This is a genomic window from Bizionia paragorgiae (genome assembly GCF_900107625.1).
In the GTDB taxonomy this organism is placed as follows: Bacteria; Bacteroidota; Bacteroidia; order Flavobacteriales; family Flavobacteriaceae; genus Bizionia; species Bizionia paragorgiae.
Map to the genome: position 1 here is coordinate 1 of NZ_FNQK01000008.1, position 21133 is coordinate 21133.

Below are 21133 nucleotides of genomic sequence, written 5' to 3' on the forward strand. Positions count from 1 at the left end.
ATGTCATAGCCGAGTGATACTAATAACCCATAGGCTTATTGTACGCCTGTTTTTTTACTAAGTACACATTCTATTATATTTTTTTCAGTATACTCACGCTAAGCGTGCTTTTTTCAATATGTTATTTTATACGGTCAAGTAGTTTATCTACACACACCGAAAGATTTAAGGTGATTATAGCGTTGGGGCTCACCTCTTACCATTCCGAACAGAGAAGTTAAGCCCAATTGCGCCGATGGTACTACATTCGTGGGAGAGTAGGTCGTCGCCTTTTTTAGAAACCCTTCATAGAAATATGAAGGGTTTTTTTATGCAATAAAACCAGATGTATACCGCCTGTTAAACGCTATGCGCTGTTGTTTATACGTTCGTTTTTATTTTAATAGTATATACTGTTTCTTTCTTTTAATGCGAGCTAACAGCTCGAATTTTATTATATTTCAGTCTTAATGGTGTTGTTTTATGGCAGATAATAAAGAACTAGATTTAGCGTGGGATTTTGTCACGCAAACCAATCGTACTCTGTTTTTAACAGGTAAAGCCGGTACTGGTAAAACTACTTTTCTTCATAAATTAAAACAAAAGTCTAATAAACGTATGGTGATTGTAGCTCCTACCGGAGTTGCAGCCATAAACGCCAAAGGAGTGACTATACATTCCTTTTTTCAATTGCCCTTTGGCCCCATTCTACCAGATGCCGATGTAGCAAACAATTCAGCCTTTAACCGTAAGTTTAGTAAAACTAAAATCAACATTATAAAATCTTTAGATTTATTAGTGATTGATGAAATAAGTATGGTTCGCGCTGATCTTCTGGATGGGATAGACAAGACGTTGCGTAGGTTTAAAAATAAACAACTCGTTTTTGGGGGCGTACAACTTTTAATGATTGGTGATTTACAACAATTGTCACCCGTTGTTAAAGATAATGACTGGCGATTACTACAACCCTATTATAAAAACGCCTTCTTTTTTAGTAGTCGCGCATTTCAGGAGTGCTATCCTATTACTGTGGAATTAAAACACATTTACCGACAGGAAAACCCATTGTTTATTACTATCCTTAATGAGATTCGTAATAATAATTTAACGGCGTCCTCAGCAGCAGAATTAAACAAACGCTACGATCCTGATTTTAATCCTAAAACGGAAGAGGGTTACATCTCTTTAACCACTCATAATAGTAAAGCAAATACTATTAACCAATCCAAACTTAAGGCCCTAAAATCTAAGTCTTATAATTATGAAGCGGTGATTACCGGTAATTTTCCAGAACATTCTTATCCTAACGACATAGATTTAGAACTTAAGGTAGGTGCACAGGTCATGTTTATTAAAAATGATAGTACTACCGATAAACGTTTTTTTAATGGTAAAATTGGTCGTGTGGTGGATTTGTCAAAGTCTAAAGTGACCGTACGCTGTCCAGGAGATACCGAGGATATTATTACTGGAGTAGAGACCTGGGAAAATATTAAATATAATTTAGACGCTAAAACAAAGGCAATTGCAGAAGAGAAAATCGGGAGCTTCTCGCAAATCCCGTTGCGCTTAGCTTGGTCTATTACTATTCATAAAAGTCAGGGACTAACCTTTGAAAGGGCTATTATCGATGCAGAGGATGCTTTTGCCCACGGACAGACTTATGTGGCTTTGAGTCGCTGTAAATCGCTTGAAGGTTTGGTTTTAAAAAGTAAAATTGAGTCAAAACAAATTATTAGTGATCACAATGTGATTTCTTTTAATAAAAGGGCAGAGGAAAATGCACCAGATTCCGATCAACTGCTACAATCGAAAGGGCAATACCAATTAGATTTAATTGCCGAAATCTTTGAATTTTATTCGGTTTTACATCCTATTAATCGATTATTAGATATCTATTATAAAAATAGAAACCGAATAGAAGGGGTGGTGGAACCGCTCTTACTAAAGTTAAAAGAAGATGCGACTCATTTAATAAAAGTAAGTACATCGTTTAAAACCCAATTAAAAACCCTTCAAACAGAGGGAGAGACTCCAGAAAATAATAAAGCTATACAAGAGCGCTTCACGAAAGCAATTGAGTATTTTAAAGTCCAAATTGAAGATCTATTAGTAGTTCCCTTAAAATCGTTTGCTTTTACCACCGATAATAAATCGGTAGAGCAAGATTTAAATAAGACTCTAGATGTTTTAGAGGAGTTTTTAACGGTAAAAACATTCTATTTTAAAGAAATTAAAACCACGTTTACAACTAAACACTTTTTAGATTTACGGGTTAAAGCGGTATTCTTATTAAATAAGGGGGCTAAAAAAGAACGGAAATCGGTAATTGACGGAACGGTACATGTCGATTTGTTTGAGGACTTGCGCATTTTAAGAAATCAAATTGCGGAACGTAATAGCTTGGTTCACTTTCAAGTTTTTTCACAAAAGTCCTTATACGCCATGTGCGAAAGTTTACCCACTTCTCTGGAGGAATTAAAAGCTATTGAAGGTATGGGAAAAACGCGTGTGGAAAAGTACGGTACAGCTATTATCTCGGTTATCCGTTCGTATTGTGAAGACAATGATATAGAAACTACAGATGCCAACAACTTACTTGAAAATGATTCTAAGAAAAGGAAGAAAGGGGACACTAAATTGATTTCTTTAGACTTATTTAAATCTGGTAAATCCATAGATCAAATAGCTTTAGAGCGCGAGTTAAATGTAAATACGGTTTTTGGTCATTTGGCCGATTTTATTTCCACAGGCGAGGTTGCTGTTACCGATTTAATGTCTAAAGCACATTATAAAGAATTACTTGCACTGATTCCTGCAAAGACTTTCGATAACTTGTCGGACTTAAAACATCAATTGGATGATAAATTTTCTTATGGCGAGTTAAGACTGGTATTAAATCAATTAGAGTCCGATTAGGGAACAGTGTGCTTTAAAAATAGGATATAAAAAAAGCTTCAAATGAAAATTTGAAGCTTTAGTTTTTATAATAAATATAGTTTATCCTTTGATAACACCTCTAGAAATTACAATTTTCTGAATTTCTGAAGTTCCTTCATATATTTGAGTAATTTTTGCATCACGCATTAAACGTTCTACGTGGTATTCTTTTACGAACCCGTTTCCACCGTGAATTTGTACAGCTTCAACTGTTTGTTCCATAGCTACTTTACTAGCATATAGTTTAGCCATAGCACTAGACATATCGTAGTTGTTACCTTGATCTTTGTCCCATGCTGCTTTCATTACTAACAGTCTTGCCGCTTCAATTTCGGTATACATATCTGCTAATTTAAAAGCAATAGCTTGGTGATTGCAAATTTCTGTTCCGAAAGCTTTACGTTCTTTAGAATATTTTAAAGCCAATTCGTAAGCACCAGCAGCAATACCTAAAGCTTGTGCTGCAATACCAATACGTCCACCAGATAAGGTTTTCATTGCGAATTTAAATCCGAAACCATCTTCTCCAATTCTATTTTCTTTAGGAACTTTTACATCATTAAACTGAAGTGTGTGCGTATCACTTCCTCTAATTCCTAATTTATCCTCTTTTGGTCCAACGTGGAAGCCTTCCATTCCTTTTTCAACAATAAAAGCGTTTATTCCGCGGTGTCCTTTCTCACGATCTGTTTGTGCTATTACTAAGTAAACATCCGCTCTACCACCACTAGTGATCCAGTTTTTTGTTCCGTTAATAACATAGTGATCGCCTTTGTCGATAGCCGTTGTTTTTTGCGATGTCGCATCACTACCTGCTTCAGGCTCACTTAAACAAAAGGCACCTACAAATTCTCCTGTAGCTAATTTAGTTAAGTACTTTTGTTTTTGCTCCTCGCTAGCATAGGCTTCTAAACCATAACATACTAAGGAGTTGTTTACAGATACAATTACAGAAGCAGAGGCATCAATTTTAGAAAGTTCCTCCATGATTAAGACATAAGAAATCGCATCTAAACCACTTCCTCCATACTTAGGGTCTACCATAATTCCTAGAAAGCCAAGGTCTCCCATTTTCTTTACTAATTCTTGTGGAAACTCTTGTTTATTGTCTCTTTCTATAACTCCTGGAAGTAATTCATTTTGAGCAAAATCTCGTGCAGCGTCACGAATCATTATATGTTCTTCTGTAAGACTAAAATCCATATTTAAATAATTATTAATGTGATAAATAAAGACTGCAAATATAACGTATAATTATTTTTTATTCAATAGATATTACTAATTTTACGCAATATGCTTAAAGAGAACTATTCTGTTATTGGTGTTATGTCTGGTACCTCGTTAGACGGTATTGACTTGGCACATATCACTTTTACTAAGAGAGAGAATTGGTGTTTTAAAATACACGCATCTGAAACAGTTGCTTATCCTAAAGCGTGGTTTAAAAAGTTACAAGCCTTAACACAGAACACCTTAAGAGAGTTGGAAGCTATAGATATGGACTACACAGCATTCCTCTCCCAAACTATTAAACAATTTATTACCAAGCATAATCTAGTGGATATTGATGCCGTTTGTTCTCATGGTCATACAGCATTACATCAGCCGGAAAAGGGCTTAACCTACCAAATCGGGAATTTAGAATTTTTATCTGATCTATTAGAAACCACCGTTGTCTGTGATTTTAGGACGCAAGATGTGGATTTTGGCGGACAAGGGGCACCTTTAGTTCCTATTGGGGATGAGCTTTTATTTTCTGAATTCGATTTTTGTATAAATTTAGGTGGATTTGCTAATGTGTCAACGCGAATAGCATCAGAAAGAATAGCTTTTGATATTTGTCCCGTTAATATCGTATTAAATAAGTATGTCCGTACCCTAGGATTTAATTTTGACGATGCAGGTAAAATTGCGGAATCAGGAACACTAAACCCTAGACTACTAGAACAATTAAATGCCTTAGAATTTTATCGTCAACCGCATCCTAAATCCTTAGGATTGGAATGGACAGAAGCTGAAGTGTTTTCAGTTATCGATAAGTTTAAACTGCCAGTAAATGCTGTTTTAAACACTGTGGTAGAGCATATTGCAATTCAGATTTCACAAGTGATTACTACTGTGGAATCCCCTTCGGTTCTAATGACTGGTGGAGGCGTATACAATAGTTATTTGCTATCTCGAATAGAGGCTTTAAGCAATCTTAAGGTTACGATTCCAAAACCAGAGATTATTGAATTTAAAGAAGCGCTAATTTTTGGGTTACTGGGTGTGTTACGTATGAGAAATGAGGTTAATTGTTTGCAATCGGTTACAGGAGCACAGCGTAACCATTCGAGTGGAAAAATTTATAAGCCACAAAACCAACAAGTGTGTTAGTGATAACGAATTGAATTTTTTATAATAAAATAGGCGTTTACATTTAAACCCACTTATTGTTTTTTTATATTTGCTTAAATTATTTTAAAAAAGATTAAAAACAAACCGAATAACTTCAAATTAAAGAGGTTATGGAATTAAAAATATATTTAAAAAACTACAACTCAACCAAAAAATTAAATGAAAGATTTACTAAAAAAGTACGAAAACAAAGCTCCTGAAATCGTTTTTAATTGGAAAGATTCTGAAACTGAAGCAGAAGGCTGGACGGTAATAAATTCCTTAAGAGGGGGAGCCGCTGGAGGAGGAACGAGAATGCGTAAAGGCTTAGATATGAACGAAGTTCTATCTCTAGCTAAAACGATGGAAGTGAAGTTTTCGGTATCAGGACCTGCCATTGGAGGTGCTAAATCTGGAATTAATTTTGACCCTAAAGATCCTAGAAAAAAAGGTGTTTTAGAGCGTTGGTTTAAAGCCGTAACACCATTATTAAAAAGTTACTACGGTACGGGAGGAGATTTAAATGTTGATGAAATCCACGAGGTGATTCCTATGACAGAGGCTTGTGGTGTGTGGCACCCGCAAGAAGGTGTGTTTAGCGGACACTTTATGCCTTCTGAAGCTGAGAAAATTAATATTATAGGTCAGTTAAGGCATGGTGTTATTAAAGTTATTGAAGACCCTAAATTTTCACCAAATGTAGATAAGAAATATTTAATTGCCGATATGGTTACCGGTTACGGTGTTGCAGAAGCTGTTAAGCATTATTACGATGCTTTTGGTGGGAGTGTAAAAGGTAAACGTGCCGTTGTTCAAGGTTTTGGAAATGTAGGATCAGCTGCGGCTTACTATTTAGCTCAGATGGGGGCTAAAATAGTTGGGATTATAGATATTTCAGGAGGTGTAATAAAAGAAGAGGGATTCTCTTTTGACGAAATAAAAGACTTCTACCTAACCAAAAACGGGAATACATTACACACAGAAAATATGCTTTCATTTGAAGAAATGAATGAGCGTATCTGGTCTTTAGAAACTGAGATTTTTGCACCTTGTGCTGCGTCTCGTTTAATAACACAAGATCAAATTTCTCAGATGATTAGTACCGGATTAGAAGTGATTTCTTGTGGTGCAAATGTGCCGTTCGCAGATAAGGAAATCTTTTTTGGCTCTATTATGGAGTATACCGATGAGCGCGTTAGCCTGATTCCTGACTTTATTTCTAACTGTGGTATGGCAAGAGTGTTTGCTTACTTTATGCAAACCAATGTTGAAATGACCGACGAGGCGATTTTTAATGATGTTTCAAATACGATTAAAAAAGCTATTCAAGACGTTTATGATAGAAATCCAAATCCGAAAGAAATTAGTAAAACAGCTTTCGAAATAGCCTTGAAAAAATTATTATAATACTATCCCTTAACAACAACTACGGTAAAAAGAAATGGAAACTATAATAATTTTAGTCTTCGTATTTGGGTATTTAGGAATTACTCTAGAGCACACTTTAAAAATAGATAAATTAATTCCAGCCCTAGTCATGATGGCTATAAGTTGGGCATTGGTCTCTTTAGGAATCGATTCGTTCTCAACGTGGTTTGATTCTGCTAATAATGGATTGGTAGAGAATTTTCCTGACCTAGCTTATGAAGATAAAATGCATTTAATGGAAGAGACATTATTGCATCATCTTGGTAAAACTGCCGAAATATTAGTTTTCCTTTTAGGTGCCATGACTATTGTAGAAATTATTGATTATTTCGATGGATTTTCTACCATTAAGAATTTTATTAAAACCAAAAAGAAAAGCAAAATCCTATGGATATTTACCATTTTAGCATTTTGTTTGTCAGCCATCATAGATAACCTAACAGCAACTATTGTCTTAATATCAATATTGCAGAAAATCGTTCAAGATAAAGGTGTTCGTGTATGGTATGCTGGTTTAATTATCATAGCGGCGAATGCTGGAGGGGCTTTTTCTCCAATTGGAGATGTAACCACTACGATGCTCTGGATAGGTAAAAAAGTAACAACAGGTCATTTATTTGGATACTTGTTATTACCGTCTTTAATATGTATGGTTTTACCAACTTTAATCGCATCGTACTTGCCAGCCTTTAAAGGTGATATAGAAAATGATGAAGTAGAAATAGGAAAGCCTAAAAGTAGGTTTAGTGGCGTAATGCTTTACTTAGGTCTTGGTGCTATTATATTTGTGCCTATTTTTAAAATGGTTACGCATTTACCACCGTATGTGGGAATGATGTTGTCTTTGGGAATTGTTGCGGTTTTTGCCGAATACTTTAGTTCTACTAAATTCACGATTACAAATCAAGAATGGGGTGCTGAAGAGGAATTTGCTAAGCACAGCCCAGTTCACTTTTCATTATCGAAAATTGAATTGCCAAGTATATTGTTTTTTCTAGGGATTTTAATGGCGGTAGCCGCTTTAGAGTCGTTGGGAATACTATTTGGCTTTGCCTCTCTTTTAAAAGAAGGGGTGCCTATGTTAGGAACTGAAATGCACAATGGTGGGGTTTCTGACCTCGTTGTTATATTATTGGGTATCGGATCGGCAGTTATAGATAATGTTCCTTTAGTAGCAGCTAGTTTAGGAATGTTTACAGAACCTATGGATCACGAGCTTTGGCACTTTATAGCTTACGCAGCAGGAACCGGTGGAAGTATGTTAATTATAGGATCTGCCGCAGGAGTTGTAGCTATGGGAATGGAGAAAATTGATTTTTTCTGGTACCTTAAAAAAATATCATGGTTAGCATTAATAGGCTTTTTGGCCGGAACAGCAGTTTTCTTTTACACAAGAACTTTGTTTTAACATACGCTAACTCTAAAATTAACGTTATATTATCTCAGTAACAAAAAAAGAAATATGCTAAGCACATTATTACAAGAAACAGCGCAAGATGCAACAGCTCTTGCCGAAGGAGAATCAGTAGAAAAAACATTATCTATTATAGAGCTAATTACAACAGGTGGAACGGCAGGAATTGTTATTATATCACTGTTGTTTGTGTTGTTAGTTGTCGCCTTATATATATACTTTGAACGGATTTTAGCTATAAAAGAAGCGTCTAAAAAAGATGCTAATTTTATGAATCAGATTAAAGATTATGTATCGAATGGTAAAATTGATTCCGCACAGAACTTATGCGCGCAAAAAAATACACCGGTTTCAAGATTAATTAGTAAAGGAATTTCTAGAATCGGAAAACCTTTAGAAGATATTAATACAGCGATAGAAAATGCAGGCCGTTTAGAAATATACAGCTTAGAAAAAAATGTTAGTGTCTTGGCTACAATTTCTGGAGCTGCACCCATGATTGGATTTCTTGGTACTGTTATTGGTATGATTCTATCTATATTTGAGATTGCCAATGCTGGAGGGTCTATAGATATTAAAACTTTAGCCGATGGTTTATATACTGCAATGACCACTACAGTAGGTGGATTAATTGTAGGTATTGTTGCTTATATAGCATATAACCATTTAGTAGTAAAAACAGATAAAGTGGTTTACCAAATGGAAGCCCATTCTTTAGAGTTTTTAGACCTTTTAAACGAACCTATGTAATTATATATCGTATTATAATTACAAATGTTTAATCTAATAATTAGGGACTATGAATTTACGCGGAAGAAATAAAGTAACACCAGAATTTAATATGTCATCGATGACCGATATTGTATTCTTGTTACTAATCTTTTTTATGATAGCATCAACTTTAGTTTCTGCTGAAGCTATTGATTTATTGCTTCCAAAGTCATCAAGTAAAACCACTCAAACAAAAAATGTGTCTGTTTCAGTGAATAAAAACAATGAGTACTTTGTTGACATGAAACAAGTACCTAAAGCGAGCTTAGAGGCCGAAGTTTTAGCAAAAGTAGGACAATCAGATACACCAACAATTACTATAAGATCGGATCAAGATGTCGAAATGAAACACGTAGTGTATATTATGGATATCGCGAATCGAAATAAAATTAAATCGACATTAGCTGTAAAATCAGTGCAATAAATGAAATACCTTAACACCAAACACGAACGTAATTCGGCAAAGATCACAGCGCTTATAGTGCTTATTTTGTTGTTGCTATTATTTGTGGTAGGACCGCCTTATATGGATCCACCAGAAGAGTATGGTGTAGCAATCAATTTTGGTAATTCTAATGTGGGTAGTGGAGAGGTACAGCCTGACAAACCAGTAAAATCTCAAGATCTTAACATTAATAAGCCCCCCGAAGAAGCACAAGCAGAACCTGTAACCTCAGAAGAAAAAGAGGAGGCAGAGCCAGCATCCGAAGCGGTAAAGGAAGATGTTTTAACCCAAGACACCGAAGCTGCAGCGGCAATTAAAAAAGAAGAAGCGGCTAAAAAAGCTAAAGCAACGGCCGAAGCAAAGGCTAAAGCAGAAGCCGAAAAAGCAGCCAAAGCTAAAGCGGCAGCCGAAGCAAAAAAGAAACAAGAAGAAGCCGATAAAAAAGCGAAGTTAGACGCTATGATGGGCGGCTTAAATAATTCTGAAGGTGAAAGCTCGGGAAGTGAAGGCAACGATAATCAAGTAGGAGATAAAGGTCAGTTAAATGGAAATCCTTATGCAACAAGTTATTTTGGAGATCCAGGAACAGGTAGTGGCGGTGTTGGCTACGGATTAAACGGAAGAGGTCGACCAACCAACAAAGTATTTAAACAAGACTGTAATGAATCTGGCTTGGTAGTTGTAAGAATAGAAGTTAATCAAAATGGGCAAGTCGTTAAGGCCGAGCCAGGAGTTAAAGGGACAGAAAATACAGCGCCTTGTTTACTAGAGCCTGCACGAAAAATTGCTTTATCTCATAAGTGGAAACCCGATCCCAAAGCACCTACACGTCAGGTAGGCTTTGTAAGTATCGATTTTAAACTCGGTCAATAATAATGACATATCAAGATACTATTAATTGGTTATTTGCACAATTACCAATGTATCAAAATCAAGGGAAAACAGCCTATAAAATAGATCTGTCTAATACCTTACTGTTAGCAAATCATTTAAATAATCCCGAAGAACGATTTAAATCAGTTCATGTTGCAGGCACTAACGGTAAAGGGTCTACTAGCCACATGCTTGCCTCTATATTACAAGAAGCGGGGTATAAAGTGGGTTTGTATACCTCACCACACCTTAAAGACTTTAGAGAACGTATTAAGATTAACGGACAAGAGATTGAGGAAGATGACGTGGTTAAATTTGTAGCCCAAAACAAATCGTTTTTTGAAAGTCATGCGCTGTCGTTTTTTGAAATGACCGTGGGTTTAGCCTTTCAATACTTTGCCGACCAACACGTTGATATCGCTATTATTGAAGTGGGGTTAGGGGGACGTTTAGATTCTACAAATATTATAACTCCCGAATTGAGTGTTATCACAAATATTGATTTAGATCACACCCAGTTTTTAGGTGATTCCTTACATGCTATTGCTAAAGAAAAAGGGGGTATAATAAAACCTAATATCCCAGTGGTTATTGGTGAGACTCAAAAAGAAACAAAACCGGTTTTTGAAGCCATTGCTAAAGAAAACCAGGCAGATATTACTTTCGCAGATGGCAGTGAATTAAAAGCTTATAAGAGTGATTTAAAAGGAAGGTATCAAACGAATAACATTAAAACTGTTTTAGCGGCGATTAATCAGTTACAAAACAAAGGCTTTTCCGTTTCAGAACAAGCGATTTATAAAGGGCTTTTAAATGTGGTTAAAAATACGGGACTTCTTGGGCGATGGCAAATTCTACACGAACGACCAAAGGTTATTTGTGACACTGCTCACAATACGTCGGGCTTAAGTTATACGATGAAGCAGCTTTTAGATGAGCCTCATGAATCCCTGCATATTGTTTTTGGCGTTGTAAATGACAAAGATTTAAGCAGCATTGTGGATGTTCTACCAAAGCAAGCTACCTATTACTTTTGTAAACCCAATATTCCAAGAGGGTATAATGCCCATGATTTAAAAAGGGAATTAAATAGTCATGGATGTCAGGGAATGGCTTATGATTCTGTAAATGAAGCATATAAAAGCGCACTAAAACAAGCCGATGCCAATGCGGTTATTTATGTTGGTGGTAGTACTTTTGTAGTCGCAGAAATAATTTAATTTTTTTTCTTTTAAACCTTTGGGAAATTCAAAAACTAATGTATATTTGCACACCTAATAATTAGGGCGATTAGCTCAGTTGGTTCAGAGCACTTGGTTTACACCCAAGGGGTCAGGGGTTCGAATCCCTTATCGCCCACAGAATCTCAACACGTTTTGAGATTTTTTTAAGCTGAAATATGAGGTTTATAAGTTATAAAAATAACGAATAAGACTTCTATTTAAGTTTTGACAAGTACAAAAAAAGTGTATATTTGCACACCTAGAATTAGGGCGATTAGCTCAGTTGGTTCAGAGCACTTGGTTTACACCCAAGGGGTCAGGGGTTCGAATCCCTTATCGCCCACAACAATCCCAAAAGATATCTTTTCTTTTGGGATTTTTTTTGTTTTAAACCTTAACACTAAATTATTACGAATTCTTTTTATATTTCATTTTTTCTGTCGAACTTTAAAGAACAATACAAGTATAGAATGGATGGTCTTACTTTAACTTGTGTATAGAATTCCCGTTTTTCGGAATTTAAGGTGCTGTGATCAGCTGTTTTCACAATACTTAGCAACTAAAGTGTTCTGTTTTTTTTTAGAACTTAAAATTTAAACGCGCTATGACAGTAATAACAGAAAACGTAATCCCCGGAAATCACGGTAGAATTTTTACCACTAATGTTAATGAGGACGCTCAAATGGAGGCTGTAAAATCTGTAGTCGAAAAAATTGTAGGCGTTAAAGATGTCGTCTTAATTAATGAAGTCTTTCCAAAGGAATTTATTGTTCATACAGTAAAACTGGTAAACAATGATACCATTGAAAAAGCGGTAAGTTCTCTAGGAGTTAAAGCGATTCCAAAAGGAATTTTCCCTCTTTTTACTTTATAATTCTGGAAAGCCCAATTAAGTACTTAACTATGTCGAAAACTTTAAAGATTACTTTAACCACAGTTTTAGTGGTAATCCTATTGTTTTTTTCTAGTCTTGTACTCACTAATATTCTCATTAAAAATAAGGTCGAGAAATTTTTATTAACTCGTTTACCAAGTCATATTACTCAACATCATAAGGGTATTTCATTACACACTCTAGGGGGTACCATTACTATAAATGACCTAGTGGTGCAAATTGCCAATAAAAAGGATACTGTAGTACATACCAAAATTAAGCTCGAAAAACTCATAGTACAAAATGTGAGCTATTGGGATTATTTGGTGAATTCTGAAATACATATTGAGACTATAAAAATTAAGTCTCCAGATCTTTTCTATTATTCACAGAATGTCCATAAAACCTTAGATTCAACGCATTCTTCAGGACCATTAAAATTGTATAAACCTGTTGTTTTAGATGACTTACAGATAGATAGTGCTAATCTTTACATCTATGATAATACCTTAGACTCTTTAATGCTTTATGTAGAAAATAGCGCAGTAAATATCTCCAATATAAAAGTGGATAAAGAGATCATTAAACGACGTTTACCCGTGGAGTTTGAGAGGTATAGTGTGAACGCGGATTCTGTTTTTGTTAAGGCCAATGCTTATGAAAATGTTACGGTATCCGATGTGAGTATCATAGATAACCGTGCCGTGTTGAATAATCTATCGCTTAAAACCAAGCTGTCTAAAACGGCTTTGTCTCATAAAATTAAAACAGAACGCGATCATTTTGACTTGAAAGTTAATTCTATTCATATCGATGGTATAGACTTCGGATTTGATACTCGGAAACTATTTGTTTCAAGTGCTTTTATAAAAATAGAGACTCCCGAATTAAATATATTCCGTGATAAATTGGTGGCCGATGATATGAGTATTAAATACTTGTACAGTCAGTCGTTACGTGAATTGCCATTCGAACTCACGGTAGATTCTATTAAAATAGAAAAAGGAGCGATAAAATACAGAGAAAAAGTGAAGGCTAATAACCAAGGAGGATCTATTGCTTTAGGTGGTTTGTCTGCCAATTTATTCAATGTAAGTAATACTTATAAATCGCCTAAGCAAACAAAAATAGATGTGTCGGGCTTTTTTATGGAGACGACCCCTTTTGAAAGTGAGTGGTATTTTGATGTTAATAATACCAATGATGATTTTAATTTTAAAATGACTATTGGCCGACTGCAAGCAGAGCGTTTAAATCGTTTTACCGAACCGAATCTAAAGGTGAGATTAAGCGGACAAACAAATAAGATATATTACACTATAAATGGCGATAATAGGCGTTCTAAAACTGATCTGCGTGTAAATTATGAGGATTTTGAGATTACTGTTTTAAATAAATATGGTAACAAAAAGAAATGGCTCTTATCTACTGTAGCTAATTTATTCGTTTCCAAAAATAGTGACGATAAAAGTGATAATTTCCGTGAAGCTACAGTAGAGGTGGACCGTGATAAAACGAAGTCTGTTTTTAATTATATCTGGTTAAATCTTAGTAAAGGGCTTTTAGAGAGTATTACCGGCAACGGAGAAAAATAGAGACGTTGGACGTCTATACTAAATTTAGTATCCGTTCTAATGCCATTCCTCTTGAACCTTTAATTAACAAAGTGTCGTTTTGTAATGCCTTGAAGTCAAATTCATTTTTAAAATCCTCGAATGAGCGATAGCGTTTTATTTTTTTAGAGTCTATTTCAGTCTTATAAAAGTGCTCTCCGATTAAAAGGACTTGGTCTATTTTTAAATTCGTAGCCAGGTGTGCAATGTTGTTGTGTTCTGTTTCTGCTTCCTTGCCAAGCTCAAACATGTCTCCTAAAATAACAGTTTTATTTTCTACCTGTAATTCGCTAAAATTGGTTAGTGCAGCAGTCATACTTGTCGGGTTAGCATTATAGGCGTCTAATATAATCTGCGTTTTATTTTTAGTTATTATTTGTGATCGGTTATTTGCAGGAACATAGTTTTCTAAACCTTTTTTTATGTTAGAATCACTCACCTTAAAATAAGTTGCGATACAAATTGCGGCCGCGATATTGTTGAAGTTATACGCTCCAATTAATTGGGTTTGGATACTCGTATTATTACAGGTAACCGTTATAAAAGGTGAGGTACTTTCTAAGTTAACGACAAGGTCGTCACTTTGATTTTTAGAAGCAATACCAAAACTATAGGATGTAATAGAAGTGCTTTTTGCGACTTGAATAGGGTCGTTACTATTGATAAAAACAAGTTTGTTATGCGCTTCTAGATAGTTATATAATTCCGTTTTACCGGTTATAACACCTTCTAAGCTACCAAAGCCTTCTAAATGCGCTTTACCAAAATTAGTAATATAACCATAATCCGGTTTTGCTATTCGGCATAAAAAAGCAATTTCTTCTAGGTGATTAGCGCCCATTTCCACGATTCCTATTTGGGTGGCTTTAGTCATCGATAATAGGGTTAATGGAACACCAATATGATTATTCAGATTGCCTACAGTAGCGGTAGTTTGATACTGTTGAGATAAGGTAGCATTAATAAGTTCTTTAGTGGTTGTTTTGCCGTTGCTTCCCGTTAAGGCAATAATAGGAATGTTTAAATATGAGCGGTGAAAAGAAGCCAAGTCTTGCAATGTCTTTAATACATTATCGACTAAAATAATAGCGTTGGAGGTTTGGTATTTTGCCTCGTCTACAATGACGTATTTTGCGCCTTGTTCTAATGCTTGATTGGCAAAGGTGTTACCGTTAAAATGTTCTCCTTTTAAAGCAAAGAACATGTCGTTTTTAGATATTTTTCTAGTATCGGTAGAGATCTTGTCGCACTCTAAAAAAAGGGTGTGTAGGGCTTGTGTTTTCATAAAATAAAAGTATAAAAAAAGTCCCAACAATTGTTAGGACTTTTTTAAATATTAATTAAGAATTATTAGTTCTTTCTTTTCTTATTACTTTTTGATTTAGAACCTACTCTAGACATTGCACATCTAAACCCAATATAGTCTGTTGCCATATTTTGTGGGAAATATCGTCTTTGTGCTGGATCTAACCAATACTCTCTGTCTTTCCAAGAACCTCCTTTATAAACACGAGCTTCGTCGTTAATAAGTGATGTTCTTCTGCTTGACTTGTCATATTCTCTAATTAACGTTCCTGCTGAATCTACTTCAACATTATGCTTTGGAGAGTTATACATTTTAGAAGTAAACGATGCGTCTTCTCCTTCAACTTCATCATCAAACCCTTGATCGTAACGACGAGAAGAAGCAACATCTCCATCTCTAAAGTTTCTGTTGTCACTAGAATCGAAGTTTGTACGTAAGTATGTTTCGTTTTCGTCTACTGGTACTTGAGCGATAGCTCCTGGTAAATCTCTTGCGATTACTTTTCCGTTAGGAAGTGTATCGTACACAATTTCATCTGTTGTTACTATTTTTACAGTTCCATCTTCACCAATAGCATTTTTAGTGTAAACATTTCCACGGTAGTAGTTAAAGTCATTAAACTCATCATCTACAATTGGTCGGTAAACATCGGCTACCCATTCGGCAACGTTTCCAGCCATGTCATATAATCCGTAATCGTTAGGTTTAAATGATTTTACTTGAGCAGTAATATCAGCACCATCGTCAGACCATCCTGCGATTCCACCGTAATCACCTTTTCCTTGCTTAAAGTTAGCTAATTGATCACCTCTTACTTTACGATTCCCTGAACGTGTATATTGTCCGTCCCATGGGTATTTCTTTCTTCCTCTATATGAATTGTAACTTCTGATTTCTGATAAACCTAATGCTGCATATTCCCACTCAGCTTCAGTAGGAAGTCTGTACTTAGGAGAGATAACACCTGTTTCTCTAGATGCATAAACTCCAGTTTCATTTCCTTCAGCATCTACTATTGGTTTATTTTTACCTCCTTTTAGAATCTCTTCATTCCCTCCAAAAGATTGGGTAGGTGCGTTAATATATGTATCTGTATTAAAATTAGCATCTGCAGTAGCTTCATATTGACTCCCTCTTTTTAAGAAACCTTCCTTTTGAAGTTTTAGTTCGTTTACACGATCTGTTCTCCAATTGGCAAATTCTACAGCTTGAATCCAACTTACACCTACAACAGGGTACTCACCATATCCTGGATGACGTAGGTAGTTATTAGTCATTACTTCATTATAACCTAATCTGTTTCTCCATACTAGCGTATCTGGAACAACACCTTCGTAGATTCTTCTAAAGTTCTCTTCTTCTGGTGGAAATACTGTTTTTACCCAATCAAGGTACTCCATGTACATTTTATTGGTTACCTCAGTTTCGTCCATATAAAAAGACTGCACGTGTTGTTGGTTCGGTGTATTGTTCCAATCATGCATAACATCATCTTGAACTCTACCCATAGTAAATGTTCCTCCTTCTACAAAAACTAACCCTGGAGCGTTCTCTTGCCCTTTGTATTGTGTATTGTATTGAAATCCACCTTCTTTAGCATTAATTTGCCAACCTGTAGCCCTAGATGTGTTAGAGCTTCCTGATCTTTTACAGCCTACCAAAGTTAATGATATCGCTAAGACCACTAATAACCTTGATATAAGTACTTTTTTCATATTCATACGTTTAAGTAAGATAATTAAGTTTTTTTTAAGAGACGCAATATAACAATTCTACATAACTCTACAAGTAATTTTGTGAAATTTGAGTAAAATTTATATTCATTTCGTCCTTTTTTTTTACAGTACAACGATTTTAAATTGACTTTTAAAACGTCATTTGAAACTGTATAACGTGAGAGTTTTTATTTTATTATTGTAGTTTTGTTATCTTTTTAAGAATTTTTTAAGAAAGCAATAATAACATGAAAATAATACCGTTATTTAAGCAATGAAAACGTTTTTATTTACCCTAGCCTTATTAGCTTGTACCGCTGTGTTTTCCCAGCAAAAAAAGTTTAATTTAGAATGGAATGGCTCAAAAATACTAACCACAGAAGGTTATCGTGTGGAGCTACCTTCATTTATTCCTGAAGAACACTATAGTTATGATGTTGATGCTGGTTTAAAATTTGTTGCTCAATGGGAAGTTGCTTCAGCTATTAATGAAAATGCAGTGTCTATTAGTGCTGTAAAATACAGTCCTATTTCTGCTTCAGAATTAAAAGGGCTTCAATTAGAAAATATTCCTAGTGCCTTTACTTACAGCGTTAAAAATGCAAGAGCTAGAGATAAGAAGTTTGTGGTTTTAACTGTTTCAGCTATCGTTAAGTCTGCTTCCGGTGGTTATAATAAGGTAACTTCATTTGCATTAGATGTGAGTTCTGCCGGTAAAATGGCTGCTACCAACTCCGTAGTAAATCAAAATATTTCAAATTCTATTCTAAGTACAGGGATGTGGTTTAAATTTGCTATTGATAGAACCGGTGTGTTTAAAATTTCGAAAAACTTTTTAAACCAAATGGGTGTCAATACTAATGCTATCGACCCTAGACAAATTAAAATCTATGGTAATGGAGGACAAATGATTCCTTATAAGAACGATACTACGTACCCTATAGATCCTATTGAGAATGCAATTAAAATTAGCGGTGAAAATGATGGCGTTTTTAACGACGGTGATTATATTTTGTTTTATGGTATAGGACCAAAGGGAATTGTAAATGATGTAAGGGTTAATACCAATTTAAACCCGTATAGTGATTTGGCGTATTATTATTTAAGTGTAAGTCCTGGTTTGGGTAAACGTATACCACCACTTTCGGAGCCTGCAGGGGCTTCTGATATGGCGATTACTTCCTTTCATGATTATAAATTTCACGAAGTAGATGAGTTTAACCTTGCCTATGTTGGTCGGCGTTGGTTTGGTGATAAATTTGATATTACAACCACAAAATCCTTTGATTTTAATTTCCCTAATCGGGTAACTACCGATCCTATTAAATTAAAAGTTATTGGCGTCTCTACTTCGGCAAATACATCAAGTATGACCATAAAAATGAATGGTGCCGATGTGTCGACAATTATACTCCCCGCAGTTAGCGACCCTAATTTTGCAGCTGAAGCATCGCTGGAAGAAGATGTGATTGCCACAACAGATCAGGCAACTGTTCAAATTACCTATAATAAGCAAGGGAACCCCGGGGCGGTTGGCTATTTGGATTATATTTCAGTCGAAGCTACGCGTGCATTAACGTTTACTAACGGGCAACTGCGTTTTAAAAATAATGAAACAGGTCAGGCAACCGGTATAGGTGAGTACACCTTGTCGAATGCCTCTAATGTGAGAGAAATCTGGGAGGTTACCGATAATAATAATGTGAGATCGAAATCTAATACTGGCAATTCAAGTGTCAGTTTTAAATCGGCTTTAGGAACAATTAGAGAATTTGTAGCGTTTTCAAATACTGGTTTTCACACGCCTCTATTAGCCGCTAATTCTACAGTTCAAAATCAAAATTTAAAAGGACGAATATTTAAAAATGCTCAAGGAGATTTTGAAGATATTGATTACTTAATTGTAGTTCCAAATGCTAATTATAATCAGGCAGAGCGTCTGGCACAGATTAATCGTGTTAGAAATAACTTGAATGTTAAAGTGGTAAGTTTAGAAATGATTTATTCTGAATTTAGTACGGGTAACAATGATATTTCTGCTATTCGGAATTTTGTAAAGTACATTTATGATAATGCCAGTTCACCGGCGAATCGAATAAAATATTTGTGTTTGTTTGGAGACAGTTCGTTTGATTATAAAGGACGTGTTTCGGATAACACCTATAATGTGCCCTCTTGGCATGCCTATAGCAGTTTTAATCTTATCAACTCATTTATTACAGATGATTTTTATGGGATGATGGATGCCGATGAAGGGGAGTTGTTTGTTAGTGATAAATTGGATATTGCAGTAGGTAGAATTTTAGCCGATTCTCCACAACGCGCTAAGGAGTTAGTCGATAAGGTTGAAAGTTATTATACAAAAGAAGCCTATGGTAGCTGGCGAAATACTGTGGTGGTTATCTCTGATGATGTCGATGAGTCGTACGAAGCTACCTTGCAAGAAACAACAGATAGTATTGGGAATATCATTACTGAGAACAAGCCGTTTCTTAATGTGGTGAAAATACATACCGATTCGTACCAACAAGAATCATCGGTAGGAGGAGATCGTTACCCTGATGTAACGACAGCTATTGCAAATGCGATAGAAAATGGCGCTTTAGTGGTGAATTATTTTGGACATGGTGGGGAAGATGGTTTAGCTAAAGAACGTATTTTTGAAAAAACCGATGCTCAAGCCCTGCGAAACGAGCGTAAATTAAATTGTTTTGTAACGGTAACTTGCGAGTATACGCGGTTTGATAACCCGTTGCGTGAAACAGCTGGTGAGTTAATTTACTGGAATAACGCGGGAGGTGCCGTGAGTTTAATAACAACTACGCGTCAGATTTTTCTTGGGGTTGGTGTAACGTTTAATATAAAATTAGAAGAGTATTTGTTTTCATTTAGTGATTTAGATACCTACGGTGATTATGAATATCCTACGATGGCGGAAGCCTTACGGCTGACAAAAAATGATCCTTCAATTGCGGGTATCGGACAAAAACAATTGGTGTTTTATATTGGAGATCCTGCTTTAAAATTAGCCTTTCCTGAACCAAATGTGCGTTTAACTAAAATTAACGATGTTCCAATAACACAAAACACCGATGTCTTAGAAGCTTTAAGTTACGCTAAATTGGCTGGTGAGGTAACCGATTTGGCAGGGAATGTATTAACAAATTATAATGGTAAGGTCGTAACAACTATTTTCGACAAGCCAATAGACCGTGAAACATTGGCAAATGACAACACGATGCAAAACGGTCAATTAATAAAATTAAATTATAAGACTTTAGGTGAAGTCATATTTAGAGGACAAGCTACAGTAACGAATGGACAGTTTGAATTTGACTTTATTGTTCCAAAAGATATTGGGATTCCTGTAGGTTATGGAAAAGTGAGCTTTTATGCTTCTCGAGAAAATCCATTGTCCGATCAAGCCGGTGCGACGACTACCGATTTGCAAATTGGAGGTATTAACGAAAATGCACCAGAAGACAATACAGGGCCTCTAATTAATCTTTATATGAACGATGAGAATTTCGCTTCAGGAGGGATTACCAATGAGTCGCCTACCTTATTAGTAAAGCTTCAAGATGAGAACGGAATTAATACGGCCAGTGGAATTGGTCACGATATTGTAGCCATACTTGATGGAGATGAGATTAATCCGTTTGTTTTAAATAATTATTATGTTACCGAGTTAGACGATTACACAAGAGGAGGTTTAAGTTATCCTTTTAGAGATTTAAAACCAGGTCTACATACGCTAACCTTAAAAGCTTGGGATGTTTATAATAACTCTTCTACTGCCGAAATTCAGTTTGTAGTTTACGATGAAGATAACGGCTTGATCATCGATAGAGTTTTAAACTATCCAAATCCGTTTGTAAATTATACCGAGTTTTGGTTTAACCATAATAGCTCAGAGATATTAAATATATCGATTCAGATTTTTACTGTTTCGGGTAAATTAGTAAGAACCCTAAACGGTCAGTCCACAGGTTCGGGCTCACAATTATCACCTTCCACCTCTCGAGATATTATATGGGATGGAAGAGATGATTTTGGTGATAGAATAGGAAAAGGTACCTATATTTATAAATTAAAAGTACAATCGACATTAACCAATGATACTGTCGAAAAAATCGAGAAACTTGTAATCCTGTAATAATAAATTATATTTGT

At 35.4% G+C, this 21133-nt stretch carries 14 protein-coding genes, 2 tRNA genes and 1 rRNA gene; 14 read left to right on the forward strand and 3 right to left on the reverse strand.

Translation table 11 applies throughout. The annotated features are described in order from the left end of the window. Window positions 1–166: 166 nt before the first annotated feature. A 5S ribosomal RNA gene (gene rrf, locus BLV64_RS06950) occupies window positions 167–274 on the forward strand. 188 nt (window positions 275–462) lie between these two features. After that, complete coding sequence (locus BLV64_RS06955; RefSeq protein WP_092133481.1) at window positions 463–2901, forward strand: helix-turn-helix domain-containing protein; 2439 nt, start codon at window positions 463–465, stop codon at window positions 2899–2901. An 81-nt stretch (window positions 2902–2982) separates the two neighbouring features. Here BLV64_RS06955 and BLV64_RS06960 read toward each other — a convergent pair whose 3' ends face one another. Then, window positions 2983–4125, reverse strand: a complete 1143-nt coding sequence (locus tag BLV64_RS06960; RefSeq protein WP_092133482.1) for an acyl-CoA dehydrogenase — start codon at window positions 4123–4125, stop codon at window positions 2983–2985. A 90-nt stretch (window positions 4126–4215) separates the two neighbouring features. On the opposite strand from BLV64_RS06960, the gene BLV64_RS06965 reads away from it, so the two are divergent. From BLV64_RS06965 to BLV64_RS07015, 11 genes are all read left to right on the forward strand, one after another. Then, window positions 4216–5298, forward strand: a complete 1083-nt coding sequence (locus BLV64_RS06965; RefSeq protein ID WP_092133483.1) for an anhydro-N-acetylmuramic acid kinase — start codon at window positions 4216–4218, stop codon at window positions 5296–5298. Between the two features lie 180 nt (window positions 5299–5478). Then, window positions 5479–6705, forward strand: coding sequence for a Glu/Leu/Phe/Val dehydrogenase dimerization domain-containing protein (locus tag BLV64_RS06970; protein ID WP_092133484.1), 1227 nt, complete (start codon window positions 5479–5481; stop codon window positions 6703–6705). Between the two features lie 34 nt (window positions 6706–6739). Next, window positions 6740–8134 (forward strand): sodium:proton antiporter NhaD, encoded by a 1395-nt coding sequence (nhaD, locus tag BLV64_RS06975; RefSeq protein WP_092133485.1) that lies wholly within the window; start codon window positions 6740–6742, stop codon window positions 8132–8134. 54 nt (window positions 8135–8188) lie between these two features. Continuing rightward, the gene (locus BLV64_RS06980; RefSeq protein ID WP_092133486.1) at window positions 8189–8890 is read left to right on the forward strand and encodes a MotA/TolQ/ExbB proton channel family protein; all 702 of its coding nucleotides are present in this window, start codon (window positions 8189–8191) and stop codon (window positions 8888–8890) included. A 49-nt stretch (window positions 8891–8939) separates the two neighbouring features. Further along, window positions 8940–9335 carry an ExbD/TolR family protein gene (locus BLV64_RS06985; RefSeq protein WP_092133487.1) on the forward strand — a complete coding sequence of 132 codons (396 nt, stop codon included), beginning with the start codon at window positions 8940–8942 and terminating at the stop codon, window positions 9333–9335. Beyond that, a complete protein-coding gene (locus tag BLV64_RS06990) occupies window positions 9336–10229 on the forward strand; it encodes an energy transducer TonB (RefSeq protein ID WP_092133488.1) in 894 nt (297 codons plus the stop codon). It begins immediately after the preceding gene. 2 nt (window positions 10230–10231) lie between these two features. Continuing rightward, entirely contained in the window at window positions 10232–11449 is a 1218-nt protein-coding gene (locus BLV64_RS06995; RefSeq protein ID WP_092133489.1) for a bifunctional folylpolyglutamate synthase/dihydrofolate synthase, read from the forward strand. Window positions 11450–11513: 64 nt separating this feature from the next. Then, window positions 11514–11588: transfer RNA gene (locus BLV64_RS07000), tRNA-Val, on the forward strand. Between the two features lie 132 nt (window positions 11589–11720). After that, window positions 11721–11795 (forward strand) — tRNA-Val (locus BLV64_RS07005). A 261-nt stretch (window positions 11796–12056) separates the two neighbouring features. Further along, window positions 12057–12326, forward strand: coding sequence for a hypothetical protein (locus tag BLV64_RS07010; RefSeq protein ID WP_092133490.1), 270 nt, complete (start codon window positions 12057–12059; stop codon window positions 12324–12326). A gap of 29 nt (window positions 12327–12355) precedes the next feature. Beyond that, window positions 12356–13921 carry a hypothetical protein gene (locus tag BLV64_RS07015; RefSeq protein ID WP_092133491.1) on the forward strand — a complete coding sequence of 522 codons (1566 nt, stop codon included), beginning with the start codon at window positions 12356–12358 and terminating at the stop codon, window positions 13919–13921. A gap of 13 nt (window positions 13922–13934) precedes the next feature. Here BLV64_RS07015 and BLV64_RS07020 read toward each other — a convergent pair whose 3' ends face one another. Next, complete coding sequence (locus BLV64_RS07020; protein ID WP_092133492.1) at window positions 13935–15224, reverse strand: UDP-N-acetylmuramoyl-tripeptide--D-alanyl-D-alanine ligase; 1290 nt, start codon at window positions 15222–15224, stop codon at window positions 13935–13937. A gap of 65 nt (window positions 15225–15289) precedes the next feature. Then, entirely contained in the window at window positions 15290–16966 is a 1677-nt protein-coding gene (gldJ, locus tag BLV64_RS07025; RefSeq protein WP_092133493.1) for a gliding motility lipoprotein GldJ, read from the reverse strand. 268 nt (window positions 16967–17234) lie between these two features. On the opposite strand from gldJ, the gene porU reads away from it, so the two are divergent. Further along, entirely contained in the window at window positions 17235–21116 is a 3882-nt protein-coding gene (gene porU / locus BLV64_RS07030; protein ID WP_092133494.1) for a type IX secretion system sortase PorU, read from the forward strand. Window positions 21117–21133: the final 17 nt, after the last annotated feature.